Origin of the sequence: Micromonospora sp. NPDC005237, from assembly GCF_040607775.1 — a bacterium.
Taxonomy (GTDB): Bacteria; Actinomycetota; Actinomycetes; order Mycobacteriales; family Micromonosporaceae; genus Micromonospora.
Map to the genome: position 1 here is coordinate 194,960 of NZ_JBEXHJ010000003.1, position 26,740 is coordinate 221,699.

Sequence of the window (26,740 nt, forward strand, 5' to 3'; positions counted from 1 at the left end):
TCAGTGCTCCTTGTCGAGGATGCCGAAGTAGTCCCCGGCGGTGTGCACGTCCTTGTCGCCCCGGCCGGAGAGGTTGACCACGATGGTGGGCTCCCGGCCCAGCTCGGCGGCCAGCTTCGGAGCCAGCGTGACGGTGCCGGCGAGGGCGTGCGCGCTCTCGATCGCCGGGATGATCCCCTCGGTGCGGCAGAGCAGCTCGAACGCGGCCATCGCCTCGGCGTCGGTGACCGGCAGGTAGCTGGCCCGGCCGGTGTCGTGCAGCCAGGCGTGCTCGGGCCCGACGCCCGGGTAGTCCAGGCCCGCGGAGATCGAGTGCGACTCCAGCGTCTGCCCGTCGGCGTCCTGCAGCACGTACGTGCGGGCGCCGTGCAGCACGCCCGCCGACCCGCCGGTGATGCTCGCGGCGTGCCGACTGGTGGTCACCCCGTCGCCGCCGGCCTCGAAGCCGTAGAGCCGCACGTCCTCGTCGGGAACGAAGGCGTGGAAGATGCCCAGCGCGTTGGAGCCGCCGCCGACGCAGGCGGTGACGGCGTCCGGCAGCGCGCCGGTCAGGTCGAGGCACTGCTGGCGGGCCTCGTCACCGATGCCCCGGACGAAGTCACGGACCATCGCCGGGAACGGGTGCGGCCCGGCGGCGGTGCCGATCAGGTAGTGGGTCTCGTCAACGTTCGCCACCCAGTCGCGCATCGCCTCGTTCATCGCGTCCTTGAGCGTGCGCGAGCCGGTGGTGACCGGGACGACGGTGGCGCCGAGCATCCGCATCCGGGCCACGTTGAGCGCCTGCCGCTCGGTGTCGACCTCGCCCATGTAGACCACGCACTCCAGGTCGAACAGGGCGGCGGCGGTCGCGGTGGCGACGCCGTGCTGGCCCGCCCCGGTCTCGGCGATCACCCGGGTCTTGCCCATGCGCTTGGTGAGCAGTGCCTGGCCGAGCACGTTGCGGACCTTGTGGGCGCCGGTGTGGTTGAGGTCCTCACGCTTGAGCAGCACCCGCGCGCCGACCTTCGCGGAGAACCGCCGGGCCTCGTAGAGCAGCGACGGCGTGCCCGCGTAGTCGCGCAGCAGCGCCCCGAACTCGGCCCGGAACGACTCGTCCGCGATCGCCGTACGCCACGCCCCGTCGAGCTCGTCCAGCGCGGCCACCAGGGCCTCGGGCACGAACCGACCGCCGAAGCGGCCGAAGTGGCCGGCGGAGTCGGGCTGCGAGCCGGCCGCCGGGGCCAGCGCATCGGCGCTCATCGGAAATCCTCTCGGTGGGGCGTCACACCGGCGCGGGTCAGCGCACCGGCCGGGGCGTCGCCGGGTGGTTGCCGGCGTTGACCAGTTCGGCCACCGCCTCGCGTGGGCTCTTCTGGGTGACCAGGCCCTCGCCGACGAGAACCGCGTCCGCGCCCGCGGAGGCGTACCGGATCAGGTCGTGCGGTCCGCGGACGCCGGACTCGGCGATCTTGACGACGCTGCTCGGCAGGCCCGGCGCGATCCGCTCGAACACCGACCGATCCACCTGAAGGGTACGCAGGTCACGGGCGTTGACCCCGATCACCTGGGCACCGGCCTCCAGGGCCCGGTCGGCCTCCTCCTCGTCGTGGACCTCGACCAGCGCGGTCATGCCCAGCGACTCGATCCGCTCCAGCAGGCCCATCAGCACGTTCTGCTCAAGGGCGGCCACGATCAGCAGGACCAGGTCGGCGCCGTGCGCGCGCGCCTCGTGCACCTGGTAGCTGGAGACCACGAAGTCCTTGCGCAGCACGGGGACGGTGACCGCGGCCCGGACGGCGGCCAGGTCGTCCAGCGACCCGCCGAACCAGCGCCCCTCGGTCAGCACGCTGATCGCCCGCGCCCCGCCCGCCGCGTAGTCGACGGCGAGATCGGCCGGATCGGCGATCTCGGCCAGCCGGCCCTTCGACGGCGAGGAGCGCTTGACCTCGGCGATGACCGCCACGCCGGGCTTACGCAACGCAGCGTAGGCGTCCAGCGGCGGCGGCGCCGCCGCGGCCAGCTCACGGATCCGTTCCAACGGAACCTGTTCCTGGCGTCGGGCGACGTCCTCGCGCACGCCAGCCAGAATCTCGTCGAGCACGCTTACGGACGCTGCCTGACCGGCCTCGTCCCCCTCCGCGTGCGCATGCTCAGCAGTCACCAACGGACTCCCCTCTCCGGGTGTCATGGGCCGATGCTAGGGGCAGCCGACCGACGCCGGGAGCCGGGGGTATGGCGCTGCTCACGAAAAGGGCTGCGGCATAATGGCCGACTTGCCGTGAACGGGATGTCACGCAGCGCCACCTCCGGTATCGACCGCCGTCATGCGACGGGGGCCCGGCGGCCCCGGTCGAACCGGGCCGACCCATCGATCATGCCACCGCTTCCGGCTCGCCGCCCGACAACAACGACACCGGTCGATGCTGTGAGCAAGCTCAAGGCCGAACGGCCGGTGCCAGATCGCGGGCATGGCGGGACAGTTGACCGGGCGGTCACCCCGGCGAAACGTCAGCCGGCCAGCATCGTCCTCGGGCAGACTCGATGACGCGCCTGCCCGACCGTCGCCAACTCCTCGTGCGGGGTGACCAATGAGCATTGCCGAGTCGAACCCGAGCATCGGACTGACCACCATCTCCCGGACCGTGGCGTCACTCGCCGTCGGCGTGGTGCACACCCTGGAGCGGGCCGTCGTCGGCGAGGGCCGGATGCGCACGGCGCGCGGCAACGCCTGGGAGGCGGTCTGCGCCGACCGGGCCCGCGCCAACCGACGCGCCGAACTGGACCGCCTGGTGGCCGAACTGACCGCCGCCCGCGCCGTCTCCGCCCGCCCGCAGCGGGAGCGTCAGCCGGTCGGCTGATCAGCCGGCCGTCGGGTCCTCGCCCCGGTCCAACGCGTCCCACGCCTCGGTGGTCCGCCGCCCGGCCATCCGGCCCGGTGGGGCGCCCGTCGTGGGCGCACTCTCCGTGACGGTTCGCGTCGGCCGCTCGTACCGGGCGCCCATCGCCGGCCACACGCCGCCCCGCAGCGCCGTCCACCCGCCGCCCACGGCGGCGAGCAGACCGCCGAGCAGGCACAGCGCCGGCCACTGCCGGCTCACCACGCCGTCGAGATCGGCGACCAACCCGTAACCACCACCGGCCGCCACCGCCAGGCCCAGAACGCCCAGCAGCACGCCCAGCAGCCGCCGCACCCAACCCCGGGTGGCCAGCACCGCACCACCGCCGGCCAGCGTGACCAGCGCCAGCGCCGGCAGCCACGGCAGCAGGGCGGCCCCGCTGCGGGCCTCGCGCACCGGCGGCAGCGGCGCCGGCCGCGCGGTCACCTCGACCGACCAGCCCCGGGTCGCCGCCCACAGCGCCAGGCCCGCGCCCGCCAGGCAGAGCAGCATGGCGTACGTCAACTGACGCCGACCCCCCACGCTCACCGGGCTCACCGGGCTGACCTTTCGTTCGCGACTGCGGGGCTCCGCTGCGCTGCACTCCTCGCGCTCACCGGGCCGCCCTCAGCGTTTCCGCCGCGGCGATCGCGGCCAGCACGGCGGCGGCCTTGTCGCGGGTCTCCTGCTCCTCGGCGGCCGGATCCGAGTCGGCGACCACCCCCGCGCCGGCCTGCACGTAGGCGCGGCCGGCACGGATCAGCGCGGTCCGGATGGCGATCGCCATGTCCAGGTCACCACCGAAGCCGAAGTAGCCGACCGTGCCGCCGTAGAGACCGCGGCGGACCGGCTCCAACTCCTCGATGATCTCCATGGCCCGCACCTTGGGCGCCCCGGAGAGCGTCCCGGCCGGGAAGGTCGCGGCGAGCGCGTCGAACGCGGAACAGTCGTCACGCAGAGTGCCGGTCACGGTGGAGACGATGTGCATCACGTGGCTGTACCGCTCGATGGTCGCGAACTCGGGCACCTGGACGCTGCCCGGCTCGCAGACCCGGCCCAGGTCGTTGCGGCCCAGGTCGACGAGCATCACGTGCTCGGCGCGCTCCTTGGGGTCGGCGAGCAGCTCGGCGGCGAGCCCGGCGTCCGCCGTCGCGGTGGCACCGCGTGGCCGGGTGCCCGCGATCGGATGCAGCAGCGCCCGGCGCCGCCCGTCCGCACCGGCGGTGACCTTCAGGTGCGCCTCCGGCGACGAGCCGACAATGTCGAACCCGTCGAAGCGCAGCAGGTACATGTACGGGCTGGGGTTGCTGGTGCGCAGCACCCGGTAGACGTCCAGCGGATCGGCGTGCGTCGCCCGCTCGAAGCGCTGGGACAGCACGATCTGGAAGCACTCGCCCGCCCGGATCGCCTCCTTGGCGGCCTCCACCGCCTTCAGGTAGCCACCCTCGGGCGTACGACAGAGAACCTCGTCGGCCGGTGGACGCTCGACCGTGGAGATCATCGGTGGGATGGGTCGGGACAGCGCCGTGGTCATCGCGTCGAGGCGGCCCACCGCGTGGTGGTACGCGGCGGTGACCTGCGCGTCGCGGCCCGGGGTGTCCAGCGGCGGCAGCACCGCGTTGGCGACCAGGATCGCCGAGCCGTCGTAGTGGTCGAGGACCACCAGGTCGGTGGCGAGCATCATGCCCAGCTCCGGCACGCCCAGGTCGTTCTCGGTCAGCTCGGGCAGCCGCTCGAAGCGGCGGACGAGGTCGTAGCCGAGGTAGCCGACCATGCCCCCGGTCAGCGGGGGCAGACCGTCGGACGGGTCCCCGAGCGGGCCGGCGAGCGCCACGACGGTGTCCCGCAGCACGCGCACCGGGTCGCCGTCGGTGGGCAGCCCGGCGGGCGGCTGGCCGAGCCAGGTCGCCACCCCGTCCCGCTCGATGAGGGTCGCGCTGCTGCGCACGCCGATGAACGAGTACCGCGACCAGGCCATGCCCGCCGAGCCGACGCCCTGCTCGGCCGACTCGAGCAGGAACGTGCCGGGCCCACCGGCGAGCTTGCGGTAGACACCCACCGGGGTCTCTGCGTCGGCCAGCAGGCGTCGGGTGACCGGCACCACGCGCCAGCGGGCAGCCACGTCGGTGAAGGTGGCCAGGTCGGGGCTCACCGCGCCGTCGGTCATGTGCCGGCCCCCGTCACCGGCAGCTCGGTGAAGAAGCAGGTCCGGTGCCCGGTGTGGCAGGCCGCGCCGACCTGGTCGACGCTGACCAGCAGCGCGTCGCCGTCGCAGTCCAGCGCGACGGAGCGCACGTACTGGTGGTGGCCGGAGGTGGCGCCCTTGACCCAGTACTCCCGGCGGCTGCGCGACCAGTAGGTGGCCCGGCCGGTGGTGAGGGTGCGGTGCAGCGCCTCGTCGTCCATCCAGGCGACCATCAGCACCTCGCCGGAGTCGTGGGCGCGCACCACGGCGGCGACCAGACCGTCGGCGGTGCGGCGCAGCCGGGCCGCGATGGCCGGGTCGAGCCGGGACGGACGGGCCGGCGTCGACGCCGCCGGGCCGCTCGGATCGCTGGGGACGCCGGTCACCGGCGCGTCAGGTACGGGCACAGTTACCCATTGTCCTGCACGCGGCGCGGGCACCGCCGACGACTCCCGCCGAGGGTTCGGCAGGTGGCCCACGGGCCGGGCGAGCTGGGCCACGTAGCGGTCCAGCCGGCCGTCGACCAGGGCGTCGGCCAGGTCGGCGCCGGCCGTGTCGGCGATCTCCCCGGCGTACGGGCGGATCAACGGCAGGATCCCGGCGACCAGCCGTACGGCGGCGGCCCAGAGCTGCCCGGTGCCGCCCGGACGCAGCCCGAGGCAGAGCAGCATGTCGTCCCGGTAGCCGGCGGGGGCGACCGGCAGCTCCAGGGCCGCCGCGAACGCCGCCCGCCGGGAGGACACCCGTACCGACGGGTTCGCCGGGCGCAGCACCGACGGGCAGAGCCGGGCGAGGTCCGCCACGGCGAGCCGGACCCCGAGGCGGTCGGCGGCGGCCCGGGCGGCGGCGGCCTTGCCGAGCATGGCGATCAGCTCCTCCAGCCGGGGTGGCTCGGCGGGCTGGCAGAGCACCGGCAGGTCGATCCGGGGCCGCCAGTGCGGGTCGGCCCAGAGCAGCCGGGCCGGCGCGGTGACCGGCAGCCCGAACGCCCAGTCGGCCGGTTCGCCGAGCCGGTGCACCCAGGAGCGGACGTCGCGGGCGGCCACCGAGACGTGGGTGACCCGGCCGGCGGTCTCGGCCAGGTACGCGCGGCGGGCGGCGTACGGGGAGCCGCCGACCAGCACGTCGAGGTCGACGTCGCTGTGCGCGGTGGCGGCCCGTCGGGCGTGACTGCCGCGCAGCAGGATGCCGACGACCGGCCGCTCAGCGGCGTCCCGCAACCGCGCGGCCCAGTCCTCAAGAAATCCGCTGTGCGGTAACGGAGCGTGACCCACGGCGTCATCGTGCCGTACGCCCGATCAGTAGGCAATGCCCGTTGCCGGACCTGCTGTCCGGTCCGAAGCCTACTGCCCGTTGTGATGCTGGGCGCGACGGCGGGCGGTGTCGGGAAAGCGGGCTGTTGCGCGGACGGAGTTATCTCATCTAGCGTTGAGTTCAACAGACGATGAGTTTTTCGGAGGTGCGTGATGGACGACGCGATAACCGTCCGCGACCTGGTGGTCGACCGGGGCGGACGGCGGGTGCTGGACGGCATCAGCTGCGCCGTTCCGCGCGGCGCCGTCACCGGCCTGCTGGGCCCCAGCGGCAGCGGCAAGACCACGTTCATGCGGGCGGTGGTCGGCGTGCAGCTGGTCAGCGCGGGGACGGTCACCGTGCTGGGCCAGCCGGCGGGCGCCCCGGAGCTGCGCAACCGGGTGGGCTACCTCACCCAGGCGCCGAGCGTCTACGCCGACCTGACCGTCCGGGAGAACGCCCGGTACTTCGCGGCCCTGTACGGCCGTGGTCGTGCCGAGGCCGACGAGGCGGTCAGCGCGGTCGGTCTGGCCGAGGCGGCCGGTCAACTGGTCGCCACCCTCTCCGGTGGTCAGCGCAGCCGCGCCTCGCTGGCCTGCGCCCTGGTCGGCGACCCGGAGCTGGTCATCCTCGACGAGCCGACCGTCGGTCAGGACCCGGTGCTGCGGGCCGACCTGTGGGCCCGGTTCCACGCCATGGCCGCCGCCGGCACCACCCTGCTGGTGTCCAGTCACGTGATGGACGAGGCGGCCCGCTGCGACCGGCTGCTGCTGATCCGCCAGGGGCGGCTGATCGCCGACGACAGCCCGGCCGCGATCCGCGCCGCCGCCGGCGTGGACGACCTCGACGAGGCGTTCCTGCGACTGATCAAGGCCGGCGTCACGGACGCGCCGGCCGGACGGGAGGCATCGTGAACCCGCGGATCCTGGCGGCCACCACCGGCCGCATCCTGCGTCAGCTCCGGCATGACCGGCGCACCATCGCGCTGCTCGTGCTGGTGCCGGCCGTCCTGCTCACCCTGGTCTACTTCATGTACGTCGACCAGCCGACCCCGCCGGGGCAGCCGTCGACGTTCGACCGGATCGCCCTGGTGATGCTGGGCATCTTCCCCTTCGTGATCATGTTCCTCGTCACCAGCATCGCGATGCTGCGGGAACGCACCTCCGGCACCCTGGAACGGCTGCTCACCACCCCGCTGGGCAAGCTCGACCTGCTCTTCGGGTACGGCATCGCGTTCGGGCTGGCCGCCGCCGTACAGGCCGCGGTCGCCGCCGGTGTGGCGTACTGGATCTTCGATCTCCGGACCGTCGGAAGCAGCGGCCTGGTGATCGGGATCGCGGTGCTCGACGCGGTGCTCGGTGTCGCCCTCGGGCTGCTGTGCAGCGCCTTCGCCCGCACCGAGTTCCAGGCAGTACAGTTTCTGCCGGTCGTGGTGGTCCCCCAACTGCTGCTCTGTGGGCTGTTCGTGGCCCGCGACCAGATGGCCGGCTGGCTCCAGGCGCTCAGTGACGCCTTCCCCCTGTCGTACGCCATCGAGGCGTTGCAGGAGGTCGGCGCCAACGCCGAGCCGACCGGCACGATGTGGCTGGACGTGGGCGTGGTGCTCGGCGCGGTGGTGCTGGCGCTGGTGCTCGCGGCGGCGACCCTGCGCCGGCGCACCGGCTGACCGACCGGCGGCGACCCGCGCCCCGCGGGTTGCCGCCAGCCGTCGGGCGACCGGCGGCGTCAGCGGACGAACGAAGGGCGGCGATGACGCGGCGGACCGGCCGGCGACCCGGCAACCCGGACACCCGGGAGGCGATCCTCGACGCGGCGCGGGCGGCGTTCGCCGAGCGCGGCTTCGACGCCGCCTCGATCCGCGGCATCGCCGCCACCGCCGGGGTGGACCCGGCGCTGGTGCACCACTACTTCGGCAGCAAGGACCAGCTCTTCCTGGCCGCGATGCAGTTCCCGGTCGATCCCGGCGAGGTGCTACCGACGGTGCTCGCCGGCGACCGGAACGGCATCGGCGAGCGACTGGTGCGGGCGTTCCTCGGCATCTGGGACTCCCCGGCCGGCAGTGCGGGTGTGGCGCTGATGCGTTCCGCTGTGAGCAACGAGTGGACGGCCCGCCTGCTGCGCGAGTTCATCACCACGCAGGTGCTGCGTCGGGTCCTCGACCAGCTCGACGTCGATCCGGCCCAGCTGCCGTTGCGCGGTTCGCTGGTCGCCACCCAGCTGATCGGGCTGGCCATGATGCGGCACGTGGTACGGCTGGAGCCGGTCGCCTCGGCGGACCGGGAGACGCTGGTCGCCATGATCGGCCCGACCATTCAGCGCTACCTCACCGGGCAGTTGCCGACCTAGACCGCCATTCAGCGGGGCGGGCGGGCGTTGGCCGGGCGACGCAGCGGCGGCAGGAGGCGGCTCAGCTCGTCGGGCTCGGCCAGCGGGCACGGGAACGCCAGCCGAACGCGCCGCCGCGCGCCGGGGCGCCCGAGGGCGACCACCAGGCCGTAACGGTCGATGCGCACCACGCGCGGCGGCCCGTCCGGGGTCTGCTCGGTCAACCCGAGCTGCCGGCGCAGGTAGTCGGTCACCTGGTCGGCGTCGCGCTCGGCGAGGTCGGCCAGCAGCAGCGCCTCGAACGGGTGCACCGGGTCCGGCTCGGCCTCGGCGTACTCCCCCGGGTCGATCCGGTGCACGACGCCGGCCCGCTCCCAGCGCACCTCGGCCACCTCGAAGCGGAACAGCCGGAACCGGACGCCCACGTCGAGCAGGTCGCCGGTCGGCTCGACCGCGGCGAAGTCGAGCGCCGCGCGGCGTGCCTCCTCGTCGCGCAGTTCGGCGGCCCAGCCGGAGACCCAGGCCCGCCCCAGCCCGGGAGCGCCGGCCGCGGGCGGCAGGTCGAGGACGTCCAGAACCACTGCGACGTCGGCGCCCCCGGCCACCGGCTGCAACGCGGCGCCCAGGTGGCTGGCCACCGGCACCAGCAGCAGCACCCGGCCGTCGGGATCGGTCACGTGCCGGGCGTGGTGCGGGCCCGGCCGGCGGGCCAGGTGGACGAGACCGGGCAGCCGACCGGCGACGAGGGTACGAACGATCTCGGCGGGGCTGGGCCGCATGGCGCGACCTCCTTAAGAGGTTAGGCTTACCTAACCCGGAGCGTAGAGCACCCGTTCCACGGCGTCCAGCAGCCTGGCACTTCGTTACCGGGTCTGCTCCAACCAGGAGGCGTACAGCAGGCCGTAGACCGAGTCGGCATCGTGCACCAGCTCATCGTGCGGGCCGCGCTGCACGATGCGACCCCGGTCCACCACGATCACCTCGTCGGCAGCCTGCGCGGTGGAGAGCCGGTGCGCGATGGCGAGCGTCGTGCGACCCCGCGTGACGGCGTCCAGGGTGCGTTGCAGCCGCACCTCGGTAGCCGGGTCCACCGCGCTGGTCGCCTCGTCCAGCACCAGCAGGTCCGGATCGGCCACGTACGCCCGGGCCAGCGCGACAAGCTGCCGCTCCCCGACGCTCAACGCCTCGCCACGCTCCCCGACGGGCGTGTCCAGGCCGGCGGGCAGACCATCCAACCAGTCCGCCAGGCCCAACTCCGTGAACGCGGCGCCGAGCTGCTCGTCGGTCAGCTCCGGCCGGGCGAACCGGACGTTGTCCCCCACCGTCGCGTCGAAGAGGAAGCCGTCCTGCGGCACCATCACCACCCGGGAACGCAGCGAGTCGAACCGCACCTGCGCCAGCGGCACCCCGGACAGCAGCACCGCTCCCGCCGACGGGTCCATCAGGCGGGTGAGCAGCTTCGCGAAGGTCGTCTTGCCGCTGCCCGTCTCGCCGACCACCGCCACCCGGCTCTTCGCCGGGATCTCCAGGTCGATGTCGTGCAGCACCGGCGGGCCACCCGGATAGGCGAACCCCACCCCGGCGAACCGGATGTCCAACGGACCAGCCGGCAGGTCCCGTCCCTGCTCCCCCGGGTCCGCCACATCCGGGGCCACGTCGAGTACGTCCAGCACCCGCCGCCAGCCCGCGATCGCGTTCTGCGCCTCGTTGAGCACCTCGGTGGCGATCTGCACCGGCTGGATGAACAGCGTCACCAGGAAGAGGAAGGCGGTCAGCTGGCCGATCGACAGCGTGCCGTCCACCCCCAACGTCACCCCGAGCACCACCACGCCCGCCAGCGCCAACCCGGCCGCGAGCTCGCCGACCGAACTGCCCACGATGCTGATCCGGATCGCCCGCTGCTGCGCCAGGCGCTGATTGTCGATGGCGTCGTCCAACCGCCGGGCCGTGCGCCCCGCGATGCCGTACGCCCGGATCACCGGCGCGCCCACGACGCTCTCGCCGACCGCGCCCAGCAGCGTGCCGGTGCGCTGACGCACCGTCGCGTACGCCGCGCCGAGGCGACGCTGCAACTGTCGGATGACGAGCACCGCCGGCAGGAACGCCACCAGCACCACCAGGGTCAGCTGCCAGGAGTACGCCAGCATGACGGCCGTCGTCACCACCAGCTGACCCAGGTTGACCAGCAGGATCACCCCACCCCACTGGAGGAACTGGGTGATCTGGTCGACGTCGCTGGTCACCCGCGAGACCAGCGACCCACGCCGCTCCGACTGCTGGTGCAACATCGACAGGTCGTGCACGTGCCGGAACGCCCGCGTCCGCACATTCGCCAACGCCGTCTCGCTGACCGTGAACAGCCGGCGCATCATCAGATAGCCGCAGGCCGTGGTGACCACGAGGATCGCCGCGGTGACCGCCACCACCGACCAGACCACGTCGAGGTTCAGACCGCCGACGATGCCGCGGTCGATGCCCTGCTGCACCGCGACCGGAACGGCCACCCGGCCCACCATGTAGACCAGGGCCAGGCCCAGCGTGGCGGCCAGGCCGGTCCGCAGCTCCGGGGAGAGCGCCAACCCCCGCCGCAGGGTCTGCCAGGTCGTCTCCGTCCGCGCGTCCCGCTCGTCATTCGTCACCGTCGTACTCACCGGTCTTGCCTTTCGTTCGCGACTGCGGGGCTCCGCTGCGCTGCACTCCTCGCGCTCACCGGTCCACCTCGATCTCCAGGCCCGACGGCAGCTGCGCCACCTCGTCGTCGTACGCGCGCTCCTGCGCGCGGTCGACCTCCGCCTGCTCGTACGCGGTGACCAGGTCCACGTACCCTCCGACGGTGGCCAGCAGCTCGGTGTGCGTGCCCCGGGCGACCACCCGGCCCTGCTCCACGTAGACGACCTCGTCGGCGAGGGCGATGGTCGCCCGGCGGTACGCCACCACCAGGATCGACGCGGCCGGCACTCCCGGCTCGCCCGCCGACGCCCGCAGACCGGCGAGGATGGCCGCCTCCACACGGGGATCCACGGCGCTCGTCGCGTCGTCGAGCACCAGCAGGCGTGGCCGCCCGGCCAGCGCGCGGGCCAGCGTGAGCCGCTGCCGCTGGCCGCCGGAGAGCGAGGTGCCCCGCTCGCCGACCATCGTGTCCAGGCCCTCCGGCAGCGCGGCGACGAACCCGTCCGCCTCGGCCAGGCGCAGCGCCGCCCAGACGTCCTCGTCGTCGATGCCCGCCCGGTCCAGGGCGACGTTGGCCCGCACGGTGTCGTCGAAGACGAACGGCACCTGCGCGACCAGCGCGACCGTGCCGGCCAGCGACGCGGCGGTCAGGTCGCGCACATTCACGCCGTCCAGCTCGACGACGCCGGAGTCCGGGTCGACCAGGCGTACGGCCAGCGAGGCGATGGTGGACTTGCCGGCGCCGGTCGGCCCGACCAGCGCGACCGTGCGGCCGGCCGGCACGGTGAAGCCGACCTCGCCGAGCACCTGCGCGCCGGGCTGGTGCGCCTCGGCCGGCGGGTAGGAGAAGTGCACGTCGGTGAACGTGAGCGTGGCCGGCCCCGGGGTGGCCGGGTCGAGCACGTGCTGCCCGTACGGCATCTCGCCGGTGGCGTCGAGCACCCGGCGCACCCGGTCCCAGCCGGCGACGCTGCGCGGCAGCTCGGCCAGCACCCAGCCGATGGCCCGCACCGGGAAGGCCAGCACGGTGAAGAGGAACGCGACGCTGACCAGCTCGGTGACGCTGATCGCGCCCTCGCGCAGGCGGAACGCCCCGACCACCAGCACCGCGAGGGTGCCGAGGCTGGGCAGCGTCTCCAGCAGCGGGTCGAAGACGCCCCGCAGCCGGCCGACCGCGATCAACGCGTCGCGCAGTTCGCCGGCGCGACCGGCGAACCGGGCCGTCTCCTGCGCCTCGCGGCCCATCGTCTTGACCACCAACGCGCCGTCGAAGCTCTCGTGCGCGATGCCACTGACCTCGGCGCGCAACCGCTGCGCCCGGGCCTGCCGGGGCGCCATCCGGCGCGAGTAGACCACGTTGAGCGCGAACAGCGCGGGAAAGACCGCGAGGCCGACCAGGGCGAGGGCCCAGTCGGTGGCGAACAGCGAGATGATCGCGCCGACCAGCATCACCAGCGTGCCCACCGCGAAGGGCAGCGGAGCGATCGGATACCAGGCCGCCTCCACGTCGGAGTTGGCGTTGGAGAGCAGCGTGCCGGTGGCGTTGCGGTGGTGCCACGACAGCGGCAGGTCCAGGTAGCGGCGGGTGACCCGGCGGCGGTAGGCGGCCTGGAGCCGGTACTGCATGTAGCCCGCGCCGAGCCGGCGGCCGAAGATGCCCACCACCCGCAGCACGCTGATCCCGAACAGGGCGACCGCCGCCAGCGCCAGGGTGCCGACGCCCACCTCGCCCCGCGCGATGGCCGGCACCACCACGTCACCGACCACCGCGCCCACCACGTACGCGCTGACGATGACCATCGAGCCGAACAGCACACTGCCGATCACGGCAACCGCGAAGATCCGCGGCTGCTCCCGGATCGCCTGCCGCAGAACCCCCAGCCCCCTGCCGAGCACGTCCCGACTTGTCCTGCTCGCCACGCTCTCCCCCGCCGTAAGCCACAATTATCTCCCTCATCCTTACCGCTGCAGGCCGGCACCGCCGACCCGGACGGGATATGTCGACCGTCACGTACCGGACGTACGGGCTCGGGGTGCGGCCGGGCGTCCGCCGGCGCGCGGTGGCGCGTCCGCGGGCCTACGATCGGGCCATGTCGCGGTACGCCCGAGCCGAGCGCGAGGCGCTGGCCGATCTTTTCCTGGCCCTCGGGCCCGACGCGCCGACGATCAACGAGGGCTGGGCGACCCGTGACCTCGCCGCGCACCTGGTGTTGCGCGAGCGCCGTCCGGACGCGGCCGGCGGGATCCTGCTGGCGCCGCTGCGGGGGCACGCCGAACGGGTCCGCCGACGGCTCGCCGCCGGGCCCTACCCCGAGCTGGTGGCGCAGGTGCGCCGGCCGCCGGTGTGGAGCCCGATCAGCAACCCGCTGACCGACGAGCTGGTCAACACGGTGGAGTTCTTCATCCACCACGAGGACGTGCGGCGGGCCGTCCCGGGGTGGCAGCCGCGCGAGCTGTCCCGCGGTTTGCAGGCCACCCTGTGGAAGCGGGTCGCCCCGCTCGCCCGGCTGACGCTGCGCCGCTTCCCGGCGGACCTCTACGTGCAGGCGCCCGGTCACGGCGAGGTCTCCGTCGGCCGTGGTGGCGAGCGGCTGCGACTGGTGGGCGCCCCGGCCGAGTTGACCCTGTTCCTCTCCGGCCGGCAGCGGGTGGCCCGGGTTCAACTGGACGGTTCGGCGACGTCCGCGCGGCAGCTCCGCAACACCAGCCTGGGCATGTGACTTTCTGCGCCTAATCGGTCATAGGCGCCGGACAACTGCCGCAGTCCTAGCGATGCGCGCCGATACCTCCTCCCGTACGCTTCACCGCGCCGTTCCGCGCCGGGGCGGCACGATGTGGGGGCACACGATGCGGAGCTTCGCGATCTCGGCGCTACGGGAACCCTCCTTCACGGCGGGGCGCCACAAGTCCACGGATCGGGTAGCCAGCGAGAGCGTCGAGTGGGCGCGCGCTCTCGGTTTGGTCAATTCCGGTCATCAGGTTCATCGACTACAACTGGCGGACGCCGCCGGCCTGGCCGGCCGGGCCTGCCCGGAAGGACCGGCGCAGGGGCTGCGGCTCCTCGCCGACCTGATCTCCTGGCTCTTCGTCATGGACGACGCCTGCGACGAGGACGGCCTCGGGGCCGACCCGGGCCGGCTGGCGCCGGTCATCGCCGCGCTGCTCGACGTGCTGGACCGGTGCGGCGACCCGCTCGCGCCACTGCCGCCAAACGCCGGCCCGCTGGGTGCCGCGCTGCACGATCTGTGCCGCCGGACCCGGGCCGAGGGTCGGGCGCCGATGCTGCTGCGGTTCGTCAGCCAGGTGCGCCAGTATCTGCTGGCGCTGCTCTGGGAGGCCGCCAACCGGGAACGCCGGCGGGTGCCGGGGTTGACGGAGTACGTCCAACTGCGTCGGCACATCGGCGGCGTGCACCCCTGTCTCACCCTGACCGACCTGGCGTCGGAACAGCCACCCGGCCCGACCCGGCGTGCCGAACCGGCGCTCGCCGCCCTGGACCTGCTGGCGGTGGACCTGGTCTGCTGGTGCAACGACCTCTTCTCGTACGGCAAGGAGAGCCGGGCCGACCCGGACGCGCACAACCTGGTGACGGTCATCGCCCAGGAGGGCGGCCTGGCCGAGGCGGACGCGTTGCGGACGGCCGCCGACCGTTTCAACCGGGGGTTGGCGGCGTACCTGACGGCGGAGGAGAGGCTGCTGGCCAGCGGTGTCGAGGCGTTGCGCTCACCGCTGGCCGCGCGGCGCAACTGGGTCCAGGCGACCTACGACTGGTCACTAGTGGCTGCCCGCTACGCCTGATCCGGGGCGTGTCGGCCGGCGGGCCCGGGCAGCCAGCCGATCACCAGCACTAGCCGATGCCCGGTGCCAGGCAATACTCTTCGGTAACCACTATGACGTGACGACCGTCACGCCACCACCCCCGAAGGCGGCTACAGCGATGGCTCTCGATGTACCGTACCGTTCCATCCCGGACATGTTCCTCAAGCGTGTGGCGGCCACCCCCGACCGCCACGCGTTCGCGTCCCCGACCCCCGACGACTCGGGCCCCGACTGGCTGACCTGGGAGCAGGTCGGCCAACGCGCCAAGGCCGTCGCCGCCGGCCTGCACGCGCTCGGCGTCGGCCAGGAGAATCCTGTCGCCATCCTCGCCAACACCCGGCTCGACTGGGTGGTCGCCGACCTCGGCATCATGTGCGCCGGCGGGGCGACCACCACCGTCTACCCGACCACCGAGCCGGCGGACGCGACATTCATCATCGCTGACTCCGCCTCGCGGGTGCTCTTCGCGGAGAACCCGACGCAGGCCGCCAAGATCGCCGGAGCGGCCCTGCCGGCGCTGACCCACGTGGTGCTCTTCGACGGCACCCCGGACCCGAACGCCGCGGTTCCCCAGCTCACCCTGGCCGACCTGGAGGAGCAGGGCACCCGCGCGCTGGCCGCCGAGCCCGATCTGATCGACATGCTGGTGGCCGGCATCGGCCCGGACCACCTGGCCACGCTGATCTACACCTCCGGCACCACGGGCCAGCCCAAGGGTGTCGAGCTGCTGCACGGCGGCTGGTGCTGGGAGGCCGTGGCGCAGGCCGAGGTCGGGCTGCTGCGCGACGACGACCTGCAGTACCTGTGGCTGCCGCTGGCCCACTCGTTCGGCAAGACGTTGCTCTGCGGCGCGATCCACGTCGGTCTGCCCACCTACGTCGACGGGCGGGTGGACAAGCTGGTCGACCTGCTCGCGGTGATCCGGCCGACCCTGATGTGCGGCGCTCCCCGGGTCTTCGAGAAGGTCTACAACCGGGCGGTGACCACCGCGCAGGGCGCCGGCGGCGCGAAGGCGAAGATCTTCGCCTGGGGTGTCCAGGTCGGCAAGGAGAAGGTCGCTCTGGAGCAGGCCGGCAAGCCGGTGCCGGCCGGGTTGAAGCTGCGCTACGGGCTGGCCGAGAAGCTGGTGTTCAGCAAGCTCCAGGCCCGCCTGGGCGGCCGGATGCGGGTGCTGGTCTCCGGCGCCGCTCCGCTGAGCCCCGAGATCGCCACCTTCTTCGCCGCCGCCAACCTGCCGATCTCCGAGGGCTACGGCCTCACCGAGACCAGCGCCGGCAACTTCGTGAACCCGCCCTCCGGGCTGCGGATCGGCACTGTCGGGCAGGCGATGGGCGACCTGGAGTGCCGGATCGACACCGATGGCGAGATCCTGGTCCGTGGCCGGCCCGTGATGCGCGGCTACCACAACCTGCCGGAGGAGACCGCTGCCGCGTTCACCGAGGACGGCTTCTTCCGCACCGGTGACATCGGCAGCCTGGACGAGCAGGGCTACCTGCGGATCACCGACCGCAAGAAGGACCTGGTCAAGACCTCGGGCGGCAAGTACATCGCGCCGTCGCACATCGAGGGGATGTTCAAGGCGATCTGCCCGTACACCTCGCAGGCGGTCGTGGTCGGTCAGGCCCGCAACTTCTGCACGATGCTCGTCACGCTGGACCCGGACGCGATCCGGGGCTGGGTGGCCGGCGGCCCGCTGGAGGGCCGCGACTATGCCGAGATCGTCGCCTCGCCGGAGGCGCAGGCGATGGTCGAGGAGTACGTCGCCCAGCTCAACGCCAAGCTCAACCGCTGGGAGACGATCAAGAAGGTGGCGATCCTGCCGCGCGACCTGACGATCGAGGACGGCGAGATCACCCCGTCGTTGAAGATCAAGCGACGTGGCGTGGAGAGCAACTTCGCCGCCGAGATCGACAAGATGTACGCGGGCACCCTCGCCGAGCTGTAGAAACGGTCCGCCGGTGGACTCGCACCCGCTCGGGTGTGGGGCCACCGGCGCGTCGACCGGGGGGCCGGCCGGGCTCAGGCGATGACGGACGGCTCCCGCCATCGCTGCCGGCCGGTCCGGTCCAGGTCGTAGCGGACCGTGGCGATCCGCTCCACGGCCTCCACCAGGTCGGCGGCCGGCAGGGTGAACGGCAGCCGCAGGAAGCGTTCCAGGGTGCCGTCCAGACCGAACCGGGGGCCGGGCGCGAGCCGGACGCCGACCTCCTCGGCGGCGCGGGCGAGCGCGCTGGAGACCGGGCCGTCCAGTTCGGCCCAGAGGGTCACGCCGCCGCGCGGCACGGTCACCCGCCAGTCCGGAAGTCGGTGCGCCAGCGCGGCCAGCAACGCGTCGCGCTGGGCGGTGAGCTGGGCCCGGCGGGCGGCGACGATGGCCGCCGCGTCGTTGAGCAGGTGCACCGCGACCAACTGGTCGAGCACCGGGCTGGACATGTCCACACCGACCCGGACGGCGGCCAGCCGCTGCACCTGTGGCGCGGAGGCGCGTACCCAGCCGATGCGCAGGCCACCCCAGTACGGCTTGCTCATTCCTCCGATGCTCACCACCCGGGAGTGCCGGTCGAATGTGGCCGTGGGCGGGGGCAGCTCGGTGTCGTCCAGCGGCAGGTCCACGAAGGACTCGTCGACGATCAGGTCGGTGCCGACGGCGTGGGCGGCGGCGACCACCTGCTCGCGCAACGCGGACGGCATCAGGTGCCCGGTGGGGTTCTGGAACTCCGGAATCAGGTACGCCAGCTTGGGCCGGGTCTGCCGCAGGCTGCCCAGCAGCAGGTCGGGCTCCCAGCCACCGGCGTCGGAGGACAGCCCGTGTGTCGTGATCCGGGCCCGCCGGCTGGCCAGCGCGGCGAGCGCGTTGGGGTAGGTCGGGGATTCGACGAGCACGCTCCCGCCGGGCGCCAGGGCGAGGCGCAGCACCAGGTCCAGGGCGTGCTGGGTGCCACTGGTGACCATGATCTGGTCGGCCGAGGTGGGCAACCCCCGCGCGGTGTAGCCGGCGGCCACCGCGGCGCGCAGCTCGCCGATCCCGGTCGGGTGGTAGCCGGCCCCGCCCAGGTAGCGGGGCAGATCCTCGGCGGCGGCCCGCGCGGCGGCGAGCAGCTGCGGCGGGGCCGCCAACGCGGCGACGCCGAGGTCGATCATCTCCCGGTCGTCCAGCGGGGTCCACAGCCCGGTGCTGGCGACCCGGTGGTTGCCGGGAAGCATCGTCCAGCTGCCGGCGCCCCGGCGGCTGGCCAGATGCCCGGTCTCGCGCAGCTCCCGGTACGCGGCGGTGACCGTGGTGCGGCTGATCCGCAGCGCCTCGGCCAGCTCCCGTTCCGCCGGGAGGCGCACGCCCAGCGGGAGCCGGGCGTCGGCGAGCAGGCCGCGCACCGCGCCGGCCAGGGCGGCGTAGTCGGGACTCCGACGACGGCCCGGCAGGGCGTGCCACTGCCCCAGCAACCGGGCCAATTGGGCGCCTCGCACCTGAGCTGTCATGGCCACTCCTCGGATATTGGCCTCTTCCTCCGGGAGGATTGGCACCTAGGGTGGCATGCATGGCACTGATTGGCAATCTGCGGCAGCGGCCGGTGCGACGGCTCACCCAGCTCTACGCAGGGCTCGTCCTCTACGGGGTCAGCATGGCCCTGATGATCCGCTCCGACCTGGGCCTCGACCCGTGGGACGTCTTCCACCAGGGGTTGTCCGAGCGGACCGGGCTCTCCTTCGGCACGGTCACCATCGGCGTCGGCGCCCTGGTGCTGCTGCTGTGGATCCCGCTGCGCCAGCGGCCCGGCCTCGGCACGGTCAGCAACGTGGTGGTGATTGGCCTGGTGGTGGACGCCACCCTGGCCCTGCTGCCCACCGGCGGCCCCCTCGGCGCCCGCATCGCTCTGCTGATCACCGGGATCGTCGCCAACGGCGCGGCCACCGCGCTCTACCTCGGCGCCCAGTTGGGTCCGGGTCCACGCGACGGGCTGATGACCGGCTTCGTCGCCCGCCGACCCGGGCGCTCGATCCGCCTGGTGCGCACGGTCATCGAGGTCACCGTGCTCGCGCTGGGCTGGCTGCTCGGCGGCACGGTCGGCGTGGGCACCATCGCGTACGCGCTGGCCATCGGCCCACTGGCGCAGTTCTTCATCCCGCTCGTCGCGGTGCCCGCGCTGGACGCGACCGCCGGCGACCCGCAGGGCGCCACCGCGGGCGACCCGCCGGGCGCCGCTCCCGCCCCGGCCGCCTGAGCGCTCACCGACCGTCCACGGGCCGGCACGCACGATGGTCGAAACGGGCTCGTTGGAGGGTGGGTGTTCCCTTCCGCGGCGCTCGCCGTCATCATCTCTGCATGGGGGAGAACGGTTGGCGCTGGAGCGACGCCTGGATCTTCGTGTCGTTGGTGATCGCGAGCGGGGCCGGGCGGCACCGACGGTCCGCGACGAGTCGTCGGCCGGAGGGCGTACGCCTGACCGACGTGCTGTCCACCGCCGATCACCTCAACCAGGCGATTCCGCAGCGGCACGAGGTGGAGGCCGCGGTGCAGCGGCTGGTCGGCGCGGGTCTGGTCACCGTCGCCGACGGCTGGTTCCGCATCACCACGGAGGGTGAGCAGCTCTGGCGCACCCGGCCGCGCGCCGGGGTAGCGACGATGGTGGACACCGTGCAGGGCGTGCTGAGCCGCCGGCACGCGCCGGGCCGCGCCGACTGGATCCTGGACGAGGCCGAGCACGCGGCGGCCGTGCAGGAGTACGCGGTCCGGTCGATCCCCACCCCCCGCCGGTCACCCGAGGGCCACTCCGGCGGCCACTGACACCCATTGCAGATCTTGGACAGTTTCCGTTACCTGCTAACGGAAACTGTCCAAGATTGCCAAGCGGGCGAAACGTCGCGCCGATGGACCCGGGCCGGGGGTCAGCGACGCCGGACCGGCGCAGCGGGCAACGGCAGGACGAGCAGGTGCATGGGTGTGCCGTCGGGCATCGCCGATCCGCCGACCTGCTGCCAACCCGCGCGCTGGTAGATGGCACGGGCGGGTGCGGCCGGGTTGGACGCCAGGGTCGCCCACCGTTCGGGCCGCCCGTCGAGGAGCCGGCGGATGAGCTCCGAACCGATGCCCGCACCGCGCCGGTCGGGATGCACGACCCACTCCATCACCGCGAACTTGTCGGCGGTCCGGAGGTCGGCGAAAGGCTTGGTGTCGGCGCGCATCCACCAACGGCCGGCGGGCATCGTCCACCCGTACGCCGCACCCACCAGCACACCCACCTCCTCGGCGACCACGAGGGTGAATCCTGGGCGTCGCGACTCGTCGGGCAACCCGTCGGCGAACGCGGCAACCTGCTCCGGCCCCTCGGCGTAGGGCGGCTCGGCGTAGACGACCGCGTACAGGCGGGCCAGCGCCGGAAACACGGCCGCGGCCGACTCGGCGGTGTGCACGGTGTACGTCACCGGCATAGCGGATGAGCCTAGGCCCGAACCCGGTCGGCGAGATCTGCGAACGCGGGCCGCGACCGCTCCACTGTGGGTACGGCAGCCGTGACCTGGGCGGCCACCGACCGCAGCAGGTGGTTGTGCAGCTCGACCGGCAGCGCGTCGAGGGTGTCGGCGGCGTACCGCAACCCGTCGGGAACATGCCCGCCCCGGATCAGCCGGGCAGCCTGATGCAGTTGCACCTGCGCACGTAACCGCGCCTGCGACGCCGGGTACAGGTCGAGGGCCCGCTCCTGCGCGGCCTCCGCGTCGACCAGACGGCCACCGTGCGTGTACACCCACGATTCGGTGTGGTGAAGCCGATGCTCCGGCCACCCCCACAACGACTCCACGTCGTCCACGATCGCGGCTGGTAGCTGCTGGGCAAGGTCGGCGAGTTGCCGCACCGTCGCCACCGCCTCCGCATGCCGCCCGGCCAACGACAGGGCTTGGGACCGGCCGGCGAGCAACCCGCACGCCGCCGACGTAGCCCGCCGCCCCAGTAGAGGCAGTGCCTCGTCCGACAGGGCGACGACCGCCGACGGTTGGCGTCCGTCGTAGCAGCCGTTCACCACATTCCACGCCCGCACCAACACCCGGGTGTCGGTGTCCCCGGATTCGTCGGCAACCCGATGGGCGGTCCGCCACCAGCGGCGACCTAGCACGGTCTGCCCCGACGCGACAAGGCTCAACGCGACGATGACGGACAGGCGGGAGGCAGCTCGCAGAAGACCAGGCCGGCGCGTACCAGTGTCGGCGGCGAGTTGGTGTTGCAGCACGGTCAGGTCGGCACCCAGTTGGGCCATCAGCGCGGGACGGGCCTGCCGGTAGTAGCTGTGGCCGTAGTCGGCCACGATCTGCTCCCACTCGTCGTGGTCGGGCGTCACCGCGTCGCCGAGGCCGTGGCGGAGGGCTTCCAACCCGGCCAGGGGCGCGACGGCGGGGGCGGCAGCCAAGGCGGTCATGGCGCGCAGCATGGTGCGTCTGTGCATGTCGGTGGCGCCGGCACGGTCGGTCCGGTACGCCTCGACGAGCGCGCCGTCAGCGCCCAAGGCCCGATCGCAGGCCGTGGCCAGCGCATCGGTGGCACGGCGTCCACCACGCTCCACCTGGGCGATGTGGCTGTACTGGAAGTGGGTGAGCGAACCGAGCTGCCGCAGGGACAGCCCGGCGCTCTCGCGATGCCGTCTGAGTAGCTGCCCGAAGGTGTCCATTCCCGACCCCCAGCGTGTGCAGGAGCGTGTGCACACCGCTCACGCCTGCCGTAGGCCCAGCTTATCGGCCACGCTCGACGTGTCAGCCCATCTGGCACAGCAGCTTCCGGCGGGATCGACGGGAACTGTGGCTGCCGTTCCCGGTGATGTCCACCCTTTGCCCTCGGAGCCGAGCATGACCGACAGCCTTCAGGTGCCTGCGGGCACCCTGCTGCACCTGCTGGCGTGGGAGATCAGCCCGAACCCGACCAACCGCGACGAACTGGTGTGGGCGGTGGTCGTGGACCAGCAGCCGGTCGGCGGACTGGTGCGGATGCGGGGGCACACGTGTGCTGGCCCCGTACCGGACTGCGCCGGCGGGTGGTGCTTCGAGGCGCAGGTGTCGGTCGCTGCGATCCGCGCGAACCTGGATGGAGCCCGGTGAGTGCGCCAAGCCCGGAGCAACTGGCCAGATGGTGGCGGGTTCTGGCCGAGCATGAGCAGCGACACGGGCGATGCCCGATCTGCGGCACCCGCGCCCGGTGCTGGGTATGGGCGGGAGCGTTCGCGAATCTGATCGCGCACGACGCGTACCACCTGGGCGCGGCGCGGACGACGGCCCGGCGTGGCTAGCGCACGGGGTGCCCGCTGCGGCGCAGGGCGTCCTTGACCTCGCCCACCGTCAGCTCGCCGAAGTGGAAGACGCTGGCGGCGAGGACCGCGTCGGCGCCGGCCCCGATCGCCGGCGGGAAGTGCGCCACCTCGCCGGCCCCACCGCTGGCCACGACCGGCACGTCCACCACGGCCCGCACCGCGCCGATCAGCTCCAGGTCGAAGCCCGCCTTGGTGCCGTCGGCGTCCATCGAGTTGAGCAGGATCTCCCCCGCGCCCAGCTCGGCCACCTGCCGCGCCCAGCGCACCGCGTCGAGGCCGGTGCCGCGCCGGCCACCGTGGGTGGTGACCTCGAACCCGCTGGGCGTCACCCCGGCCGGGGCACGGCGTACGTCGAGGGAGAGCACGAGCACCTGCCGGCCGAACCGGTCGGCGATCTCGGCGATCAGCTCCGGCCGCGCGATGGCGGCGGTGTTCACACCGACCTTGTCCGCGCCCGCGCGCAGCAGCGTGTCGACGTCGCCGACCTGCCGGACCCCACCCCCGACCGTCAGTGGGATGAAGACCGACTCGGCGGTGCGGCGCACCACGTCGAGCATGGTGCCCCGGTCGCTGGACGACGCGGTGACGTCGAGGAAGGTCAGCTCGTCGGCGCCGGCCCGGTCGTACGCGGCGGCCAACTCCACCGGGTCGCCGGCGTCCCGCAGGTCGAGGAAGTTGACCCCCTTGACCACGCGCCCGGCGTCCACGTCGAGACAGGGGATCACGCGCACCGCCACCGTCATGCCGCCAGCCTATCCTCCGCGCATGGCACGACGGCCGACCCGACCGGGCCGACCGCCGTGCGCCACGTGCGGGTGCTCACACCCGGACGAGCATCTTGCCCAGGTTCTCGCCGCGCAGCAGGCCGAGGAACGCCGCCGGGGCGTTCTCGATGCCGTCGACGACCGTCTCGTCGTAGGAGAGTTTGCCCTCGCGCAGCCAGCCCGCGACGTCGCGGACGAACGCGTCCCGCAGGTGGTTGTGGTCGCGGACCAGGAAGCCGCGCAGCGTCAGCCGCTTGCCGATGACCAGCGACAGGTTGCGGGGCGCGGCGGGCGGCTCAGTGTCGTTGTACTGGGCGATCATGCCGCAGATGGCGGCCCGGCCGTGCAGGTTCATGGCCGAGATCGCCGCCTCCAGGTGGTCTCCGCCGACGTTGTCGAAGTAGACGTCGACGCCGTCCGGGGCGGCCGCCCGCAGCGAGTCGCGGACCGGCCCGTCGTGGTAGTCGAACGCGGCGTCGAAGCCCAGCGCCCGCAGCCGCTCGACCTTGGCGGCCGAGCCGGCGCTGCCGATGACCCGGCCGGCGCCCTTGAGCTTGGCGATCTGGCCCACCAGGCTGCCGACCGAGCCGGCCGCGGCCGAGACGAAGACCGTCTCGCCGGGCTTCATCGCGGCGACCTCCAGCAGACCGGCGTACGCGGTCAGGCCGGTCATGCCGAGCACGCTCAGGTACGCGCTGGCCGGGGCGACGCTCGGGTCGACCGGGCGCGCGGCGGTGGCGTCGAGCAGCGCGTACTCCCGCCAGCCGAGCCCGTGCAGGACGGTCGCCCCGACGGCGATGTCGGCCGACTCGCTGGCCACCACCTCGCCGATCGCGGCCCCGTCGAGCGGGGCGTCGAGGGCGAACGGCGGCACGTACGACTTGACGTCGTTCATCCGTCCCCGCATGTACGGGTCGACGGACATGAACTGGTTGCGGACCACGATCTGGCCCGGTCCGGGCCTCGGGACGTCGGTCTCGACGAGCCGGAAGGTGTCCTCGGTGGGCCAGCCCTCAGGGCGGCTGGCCAGGTGGATCTCACGGTTGCTGGTCATCGGGTGGTCGTCCTCTCGTCCGCGGGTGGGGTCCGGGTCCGCGAAATCAGGCGGCCAGGGTCTCGCGGACAGTCAACGCGACCTCGATGTTGCCACGGGTCGCGTTGGAGTACGGGCAGACCTGGTGGGCCTGCTCGACGAGCTGCTCGGCGGCGTCGCGGGCGACGGCGGGCAGGTCGACGACGAGCCGCACGGTGAGCCCGAAGCCACCGCTGCCGTTCGGGCCGATGCCGACCTCGGCGGCGACCACGGAGCCGGTCACGTCGGCCTTGGCGCGGCGGGCCACCACGCGCAGGGCGCTGTGGAAGCAGGCCGCGTAGCCGGCGGCGAAGAGCTGCTCGGGGTTGGCGGCGCCACCCGCGCCACCCATCTCCTTCGGCACCGCCAGGTCGAACGCGAGGGTGCCGTCGGAGGTCTCGACGTGGCCGTCCCGGCCATCGCCGGTGGCGGTCGCGGACGCGGTGTAGAGAACCTGCATGAGAGTCACTGCTCCTTCTGTCGGTGGATGGTGTCGGTGACCCGGGTGAGGGTGTCGCGCAGCGCGACAAGCTCGGCGATGCCCAGCCCGGTGGCCTGCGCGATCCGCAGCGGGACGTCGCAGAGCTGCTCCCGCAGCGCCCGGCCCTGCTCGGTGAGGCCCACCTCGACCCGCCGCTCGTCGCGCGCCGACCGCCGCCGCACCACCAGGCCCGCCCCCTCCAGCCGCTTGAGCAGCGGGGAGAGCGTGCCGGAGTCCAGCCGCAGCTCGGCGCCCAGCTCGGACACCGTCGGCGCGTCGTCGGGGCGTTCCCAGAGCACCAGCAGCACCAGGTACTGCGGATAGGTGAGCCCGAACTCGTCGAGGATCGGCCGGTACACGTCGGTGAGGGCGCGCGACGCGGCGTAGAGCGCGAAGCACACCTGCCGGCGCAGCACCAGATCATCGGTCACCCGTGAACCGTAGCCCGCAATTAAGTTGTGCACAACCTATCGGGCCGGAGTGCGGCCGTGACGAGGGCCACCGGCAACTCAGCGGTCGCCGACGTACGCCTCCAACTCCACCTCGACCAGATGCTCCGGGTCGAGCAGACCCGCCACCACCACCAGCGTCGCCACCGGGCGGACCGCCCCGAAGACCGCGTTGTGCGCCCGGCCCACCTCGTCGGCGTGCAGCCGGTCGGTCACGTACATCCGGGTCCGGACGACGTCACCCGGCTGCACGCCCACCTCGGCGAGCGCCGCCAACCCGATCCGCAACGCCTGCGCCGTCTGCGCGGCGGCGTCCCCGACGTGCGCCACCCGACCGTCGACCGTGGCCGTACAGCCAGCCGTCCAGGCCAGGTCACCGGCCCGGACCACCCGGGAATAGCCGTAGCTCTGCTCCCACGGCCCTCCCGAGCCCAGCCGGGTGACCGTCACGCCTCGGCCAACGTGCGCAGCGCCTCGGCCACCGTGAACGCGCCCGCGTACAGCGCCTTGCCGGCGATCACGCCCTCCACGCCCAGCGGCTCCAGCGTGGCCAGCGCCCGCAGGTCGTCCAGGGTGGACACGCCACCCGAGGCGATCACCGGCCGGTCGGTACGCGCGCACACCTCGCGCAGCAGATCCAGGTTCGGGCCGCGCATGGTGCCGTCCTTGGTGATGTCGGTGACCACGTACCGCGTGGCGCCCGCCTTGTCCAGGCGCTCCAGCACCTCGTACAGGTCACCGCCGTCACGGGTCCAACCCCGCGCGGACAGGGTCTGACCGCGTACGTCCAGCCCGATGGCGACCCGGTCGCCGTACTCCCCGACGACCCGGTCGCACCACACCGGGTCCTCCAGCGCGGCGGTGCCGATGTTCACCCGGCTCGCCCCGGTGCCCAGCGCCGCGCGCAGCGACTCGTCGTCACGGATGCCGCCGGACAACTCCACCTGCACGTCCAACTGCCGCACCACCTCGGCGAGCAGGTGCGCGTTGGTGCCCCGGCCGAACGCCGCGTCCAGGTCGACCAGGTGGATCCACTCCGCGCCGTCGCGCTGCCACGCCAGCGCCGCGTCCAACGGGTCGCCGTAGACGCTCTCGCTGCCGGCGGCGCCCTGCACGAGCCGGACAGCCCGGCCGTCGGCGACATCCACGGCGGGTAACAGGGTGAGACTCAACGTCTTCTCCTCGATCAGGTACGACGGTCCAGAGCGATCACCACGATCGCCGGGAGTACGAGCAGCAACAGCACGATCAGCGCGACACGCAACGCCAGATCGTCGACGAACGTCCAGATCAGAATCATCGCCGCCCCGGTGAGCAGCACGATCGCCGCCCGCTCACCCCGCGTGTGCCGAGCCAGCCGGCCCGTGCGGCCCCGGCGCAACTGCGGCGTCAACCGGCGGACGACCGCGCGGCGGCGCTGCCGACGCGCCACCCGGCGCTGCCGGGCCGCCCGCTCCCGCGCCAGGTCAGCCTCACGTTCGGCCCGCCGACGAGCCCGCTCCCGGCTCACCGCGACGCCCGCCCGCCGGACGCCGGGC

The 26,740-nt window shown here is 73.2% G+C and carries 28 protein-coding genes and 1 pseudogene; 10 read left to right on the forward strand and 19 right to left on the reverse strand.

The features are described from left to right. Entirely contained in the window at nt 1–1,239 is a 1,239-nt protein-coding gene (trpB, locus tag ABZT87_RS09735) for a tryptophan synthase subunit beta (RefSeq protein WP_355067205.1), read from the reverse strand. Nucleotides 1,240–1,276: 37 nt separating this feature from the next. Then, a complete protein-coding gene (gene trpC, locus ABZT87_RS09740) occupies nt 1,277–2,080 on the reverse strand; it encodes an indole-3-glycerol phosphate synthase TrpC (RefSeq protein ID WP_039906616.1) in 804 nt (267 codons plus the stop codon). A gap of 487 nt (nt 2,081–2,567) precedes the next feature. Between trpC and ABZT87_RS09745 the strand changes: the two genes are divergently transcribed. After that, nucleotides 2,568–2,837: a hypothetical protein gene (locus ABZT87_RS09745; RefSeq protein ID WP_355134825.1), complete on the forward strand. Its 270-nt coding sequence runs from the start codon at nt 2,568–2,570 to the stop codon at nt 2,835–2,837. Here the strand turns inward: ABZT87_RS09745 and ABZT87_RS09750 are convergent, their stop codons facing one another. The 4 genes and pseudogenes from ABZT87_RS09750 to ABZT87_RS09765 form a co-directional block, all read right to left on the reverse strand. Next, nucleotides 2,838–3,413, reverse strand: a complete 576-nt coding sequence (locus tag ABZT87_RS09750) for a Trp biosynthesis-associated membrane protein (protein WP_355134827.1) — start codon at nt 3,411–3,413, stop codon at nt 2,838–2,840. Nucleotides 3,414–3,468: 55 nt separating this feature from the next. Then, on the reverse strand, nt 3,469–5,022 hold the full coding sequence (locus tag ABZT87_RS09755; RefSeq protein WP_355067207.1) for an anthranilate synthase component I: 1,554 nt from the start codon (nt 5,020–5,022) through the stop codon (nt 3,469–3,471). Further along, entirely contained in the window at nt 5,019–5,447 is a 429-nt protein-coding gene (gene hisI / locus ABZT87_RS09760; RefSeq protein ID WP_355135384.1) for a phosphoribosyl-AMP cyclohydrolase, read from the reverse strand. The genes ABZT87_RS09755 and hisI overlap by 4 nt, the downstream gene beginning before the upstream one ends. A 180-nt stretch (nt 5,448–5,627) precedes the next feature. Continuing rightward, nucleotides 5,628–6,314 (reverse strand): annotated as a pseudogene (locus ABZT87_RS09765) (phosphoribosyl-AMP cyclohydrolase); the annotation flags it as partial. 192 nt (nt 6,315–6,506) lie between these two features. Between ABZT87_RS09765 and ABZT87_RS09770 the strand changes: the two are divergent. The 3 genes from ABZT87_RS09770 to ABZT87_RS09780 all read left to right on the forward strand — a co-directional run bounded on the left by ABZT87_RS09770 (nt 6,507) and on the right by ABZT87_RS09780 (nt 8,679). Beyond that, entirely contained in the window at nt 6,507–7,247 is a 741-nt protein-coding gene (locus ABZT87_RS09770; RefSeq protein WP_355134829.1) for an ABC transporter ATP-binding protein, read from the forward strand. Next, nucleotides 7,244–7,999 carry an ABC transporter permease gene (locus ABZT87_RS09775; protein WP_355134831.1) on the forward strand — a complete coding sequence of 252 codons (756 nt, stop codon included), beginning with the start codon at nt 7,244–7,246 and terminating at the stop codon, nt 7,997–7,999. Before ABZT87_RS09770 ends, ABZT87_RS09775 begins: the two co-directional genes overlap by 4 nt. Before the next feature lie 83 nt (nt 8,000–8,082). Continuing rightward, entirely contained in the window at nt 8,083–8,679 is a 597-nt protein-coding gene (locus ABZT87_RS09780) for a TetR family transcriptional regulator (protein ID WP_354856170.1), read from the forward strand. Between the two features lie 8 nt (nt 8,680–8,687). Here the strand turns inward: ABZT87_RS09780 and ABZT87_RS09785 are convergent, their stop codons facing one another. From ABZT87_RS09785 to ABZT87_RS09795, 3 genes are all read right to left on the reverse strand, one after another. Further along, nucleotides 8,688–9,437 carry a DUF2470 domain-containing protein gene (locus ABZT87_RS09785; protein WP_355134833.1) on the reverse strand — a complete coding sequence of 250 codons (750 nt, stop codon included), beginning with the start codon at nt 9,435–9,437 and terminating at the stop codon, nt 8,688–8,690. A gap of 84 nt (nt 9,438–9,521) precedes the next feature. Beyond that, nucleotides 9,522–11,297 (reverse strand): ABC transporter ATP-binding protein, encoded by a 1,776-nt coding sequence (locus tag ABZT87_RS09790; protein ID WP_355135386.1) that lies wholly within the window; start codon nt 11,295–11,297, stop codon nt 9,522–9,524. Nucleotides 11,298–11,364: 67 nt separating this feature from the next. After that, entirely contained in the window at nt 11,365–13,248 is a 1,884-nt protein-coding gene (locus ABZT87_RS09795; protein ID WP_355134835.1) for an ABC transporter ATP-binding protein, read from the reverse strand. Between the two features lie 170 nt (nt 13,249–13,418). Here ABZT87_RS09795 and ABZT87_RS09800 point away from each other — a divergent pair, with 170 nt between their 5' ends. The 3 genes from ABZT87_RS09800 to ABZT87_RS09810 all read left to right on the forward strand — a co-directional run bounded on the left by ABZT87_RS09800 (nt 13,419) and on the right by ABZT87_RS09810 (nt 17,092). After that, nucleotides 13,419–14,048, forward strand: coding sequence for a TIGR03085 family metal-binding protein (locus ABZT87_RS09800; protein ID WP_355134837.1), 630 nt, complete (start codon nt 13,419–13,421; stop codon nt 14,046–14,048). 127 nt (nt 14,049–14,175) lie between these two features. Beyond that, nucleotides 14,176–15,126, forward strand: coding sequence for a terpene synthase (locus ABZT87_RS09805; protein ID WP_355134839.1), 951 nt, complete (start codon nt 14,176–14,178; stop codon nt 15,124–15,126). Between the two features lie 139 nt (nt 15,127–15,265). Next, nucleotides 15,266–17,092, forward strand: coding sequence for a long-chain fatty acid--CoA ligase (locus tag ABZT87_RS09810; protein WP_354856165.1), 1,827 nt, complete (start codon nt 15,266–15,268; stop codon nt 17,090–17,092). A 74-nt stretch (nt 17,093–17,166) separates the two neighbouring features. Here the strand turns inward: ABZT87_RS09810 and ABZT87_RS09815 are convergent, their stop codons facing one another. Continuing rightward, complete coding sequence (locus tag ABZT87_RS09815; protein ID WP_355134841.1) at nt 17,167–18,624, reverse strand: PLP-dependent aminotransferase family protein; 1,458 nt, start codon at nt 18,622–18,624, stop codon at nt 17,167–17,169. Nucleotides 18,625–18,683: 59 nt separating this feature from the next. On the opposite strand from ABZT87_RS09815, the gene ABZT87_RS09820 reads away from it, so the two are divergent. After that, on the forward strand, nt 18,684–19,367 hold the full coding sequence (locus ABZT87_RS09820) for a hypothetical protein (RefSeq protein ID WP_355134843.1): 684 nt from the start codon (nt 18,684–18,686) through the stop codon (nt 19,365–19,367). A gap of 101 nt (nt 19,368–19,468) precedes the next feature. Then, entirely contained in the window at nt 19,469–19,930 is a 462-nt protein-coding gene (locus ABZT87_RS09825) for a hypothetical protein (protein ID WP_354856162.1), read from the forward strand. Nucleotides 19,931–20,031: 101 nt separating this feature from the next. Here ABZT87_RS09825 and ABZT87_RS09830 read toward each other — a convergent pair whose 3' ends face one another. Both ABZT87_RS09830 and ABZT87_RS09835 read right to left on the reverse strand, forming a co-directional pair. Next, nucleotides 20,032–20,574: a GNAT family N-acetyltransferase gene (locus ABZT87_RS09830; RefSeq protein ID WP_355134845.1), complete on the reverse strand. Its 543-nt coding sequence runs from the start codon at nt 20,572–20,574 to the stop codon at nt 20,032–20,034. 11 nt (nt 20,575–20,585) lie between these two features. After that, complete coding sequence (locus ABZT87_RS09835) at nt 20,586–21,803, reverse strand: helix-turn-helix transcriptional regulator (protein ID WP_355134847.1); 1,218 nt, start codon at nt 21,801–21,803, stop codon at nt 20,586–20,588. 175 nt (nt 21,804–21,978) lie between these two features. Between ABZT87_RS09835 and ABZT87_RS09840 the strand changes: the two genes are divergently transcribed. Beyond that, nucleotides 21,979–22,227, forward strand: coding sequence for a hypothetical protein (locus ABZT87_RS09840; RefSeq protein ID WP_355067213.1), 249 nt, complete (start codon nt 21,979–21,981; stop codon nt 22,225–22,227). Between the two features lie 184 nt (nt 22,228–22,411). Here ABZT87_RS09840 and hisF read toward each other — a convergent pair whose 3' ends face one another. The 7 genes from hisF to ABZT87_RS09875 form a co-directional block, all read right to left on the reverse strand. Then, nucleotides 22,412–23,179: an imidazole glycerol phosphate synthase subunit HisF gene (gene hisF / locus ABZT87_RS09845; RefSeq protein ID WP_355134849.1), complete on the reverse strand. Its 768-nt coding sequence runs from the start codon at nt 23,177–23,179 to the stop codon at nt 22,412–22,414. Nucleotides 23,180–23,255: 76 nt separating this feature from the next. Then, the gene (locus ABZT87_RS09850; RefSeq protein WP_355134851.1) at nt 23,256–24,254 is read right to left on the reverse strand and encodes an NADP-dependent oxidoreductase; all 999 of its coding nucleotides are present in this window, start codon (nt 24,252–24,254) and stop codon (nt 23,256–23,258) included. Nucleotides 24,255–24,300: 46 nt separating this feature from the next. Then, on the reverse strand, nt 24,301–24,732 hold the full coding sequence (locus ABZT87_RS09855; protein ID WP_355134855.1) for an organic hydroperoxide resistance protein: 432 nt from the start codon (nt 24,730–24,732) through the stop codon (nt 24,301–24,303). 5 nt (nt 24,733–24,737) lie between these two features. Next, nucleotides 24,738–25,184 carry a MarR family transcriptional regulator gene (locus tag ABZT87_RS09860; RefSeq protein ID WP_355067215.1) on the reverse strand — a complete coding sequence of 149 codons (447 nt, stop codon included), beginning with the start codon at nt 25,182–25,184 and terminating at the stop codon, nt 24,738–24,740. A 78-nt stretch (nt 25,185–25,262) separates the two neighbouring features. After that, complete coding sequence (locus ABZT87_RS09865) at nt 25,263–25,652, reverse strand: RidA family protein (protein WP_354856154.1); 390 nt, start codon at nt 25,650–25,652, stop codon at nt 25,263–25,265. Continuing rightward, a complete protein-coding gene (gene priA / locus ABZT87_RS09870; protein ID WP_234588027.1) occupies nt 25,649–26,374 on the reverse strand; it encodes a bifunctional 1-(5-phosphoribosyl)-5-((5-phosphoribosylamino)methylideneamino)imidazole-4-carboxamide isomerase/phosphoribosylanthranilate isomerase PriA in 726 nt (241 codons plus the stop codon). The genes ABZT87_RS09865 and priA overlap by 4 nt, the downstream gene beginning before the upstream one ends. A gap of 14 nt (nt 26,375–26,388) precedes the next feature. Next, nucleotides 26,389–26,712 carry a hypothetical protein gene (locus ABZT87_RS09875; RefSeq protein WP_354856152.1) on the reverse strand — a complete coding sequence of 108 codons (324 nt, stop codon included), beginning with the start codon at nt 26,710–26,712 and terminating at the stop codon, nt 26,389–26,391. Between the last annotated feature and the right edge of the window lie 28 nt (nt 26,713–26,740).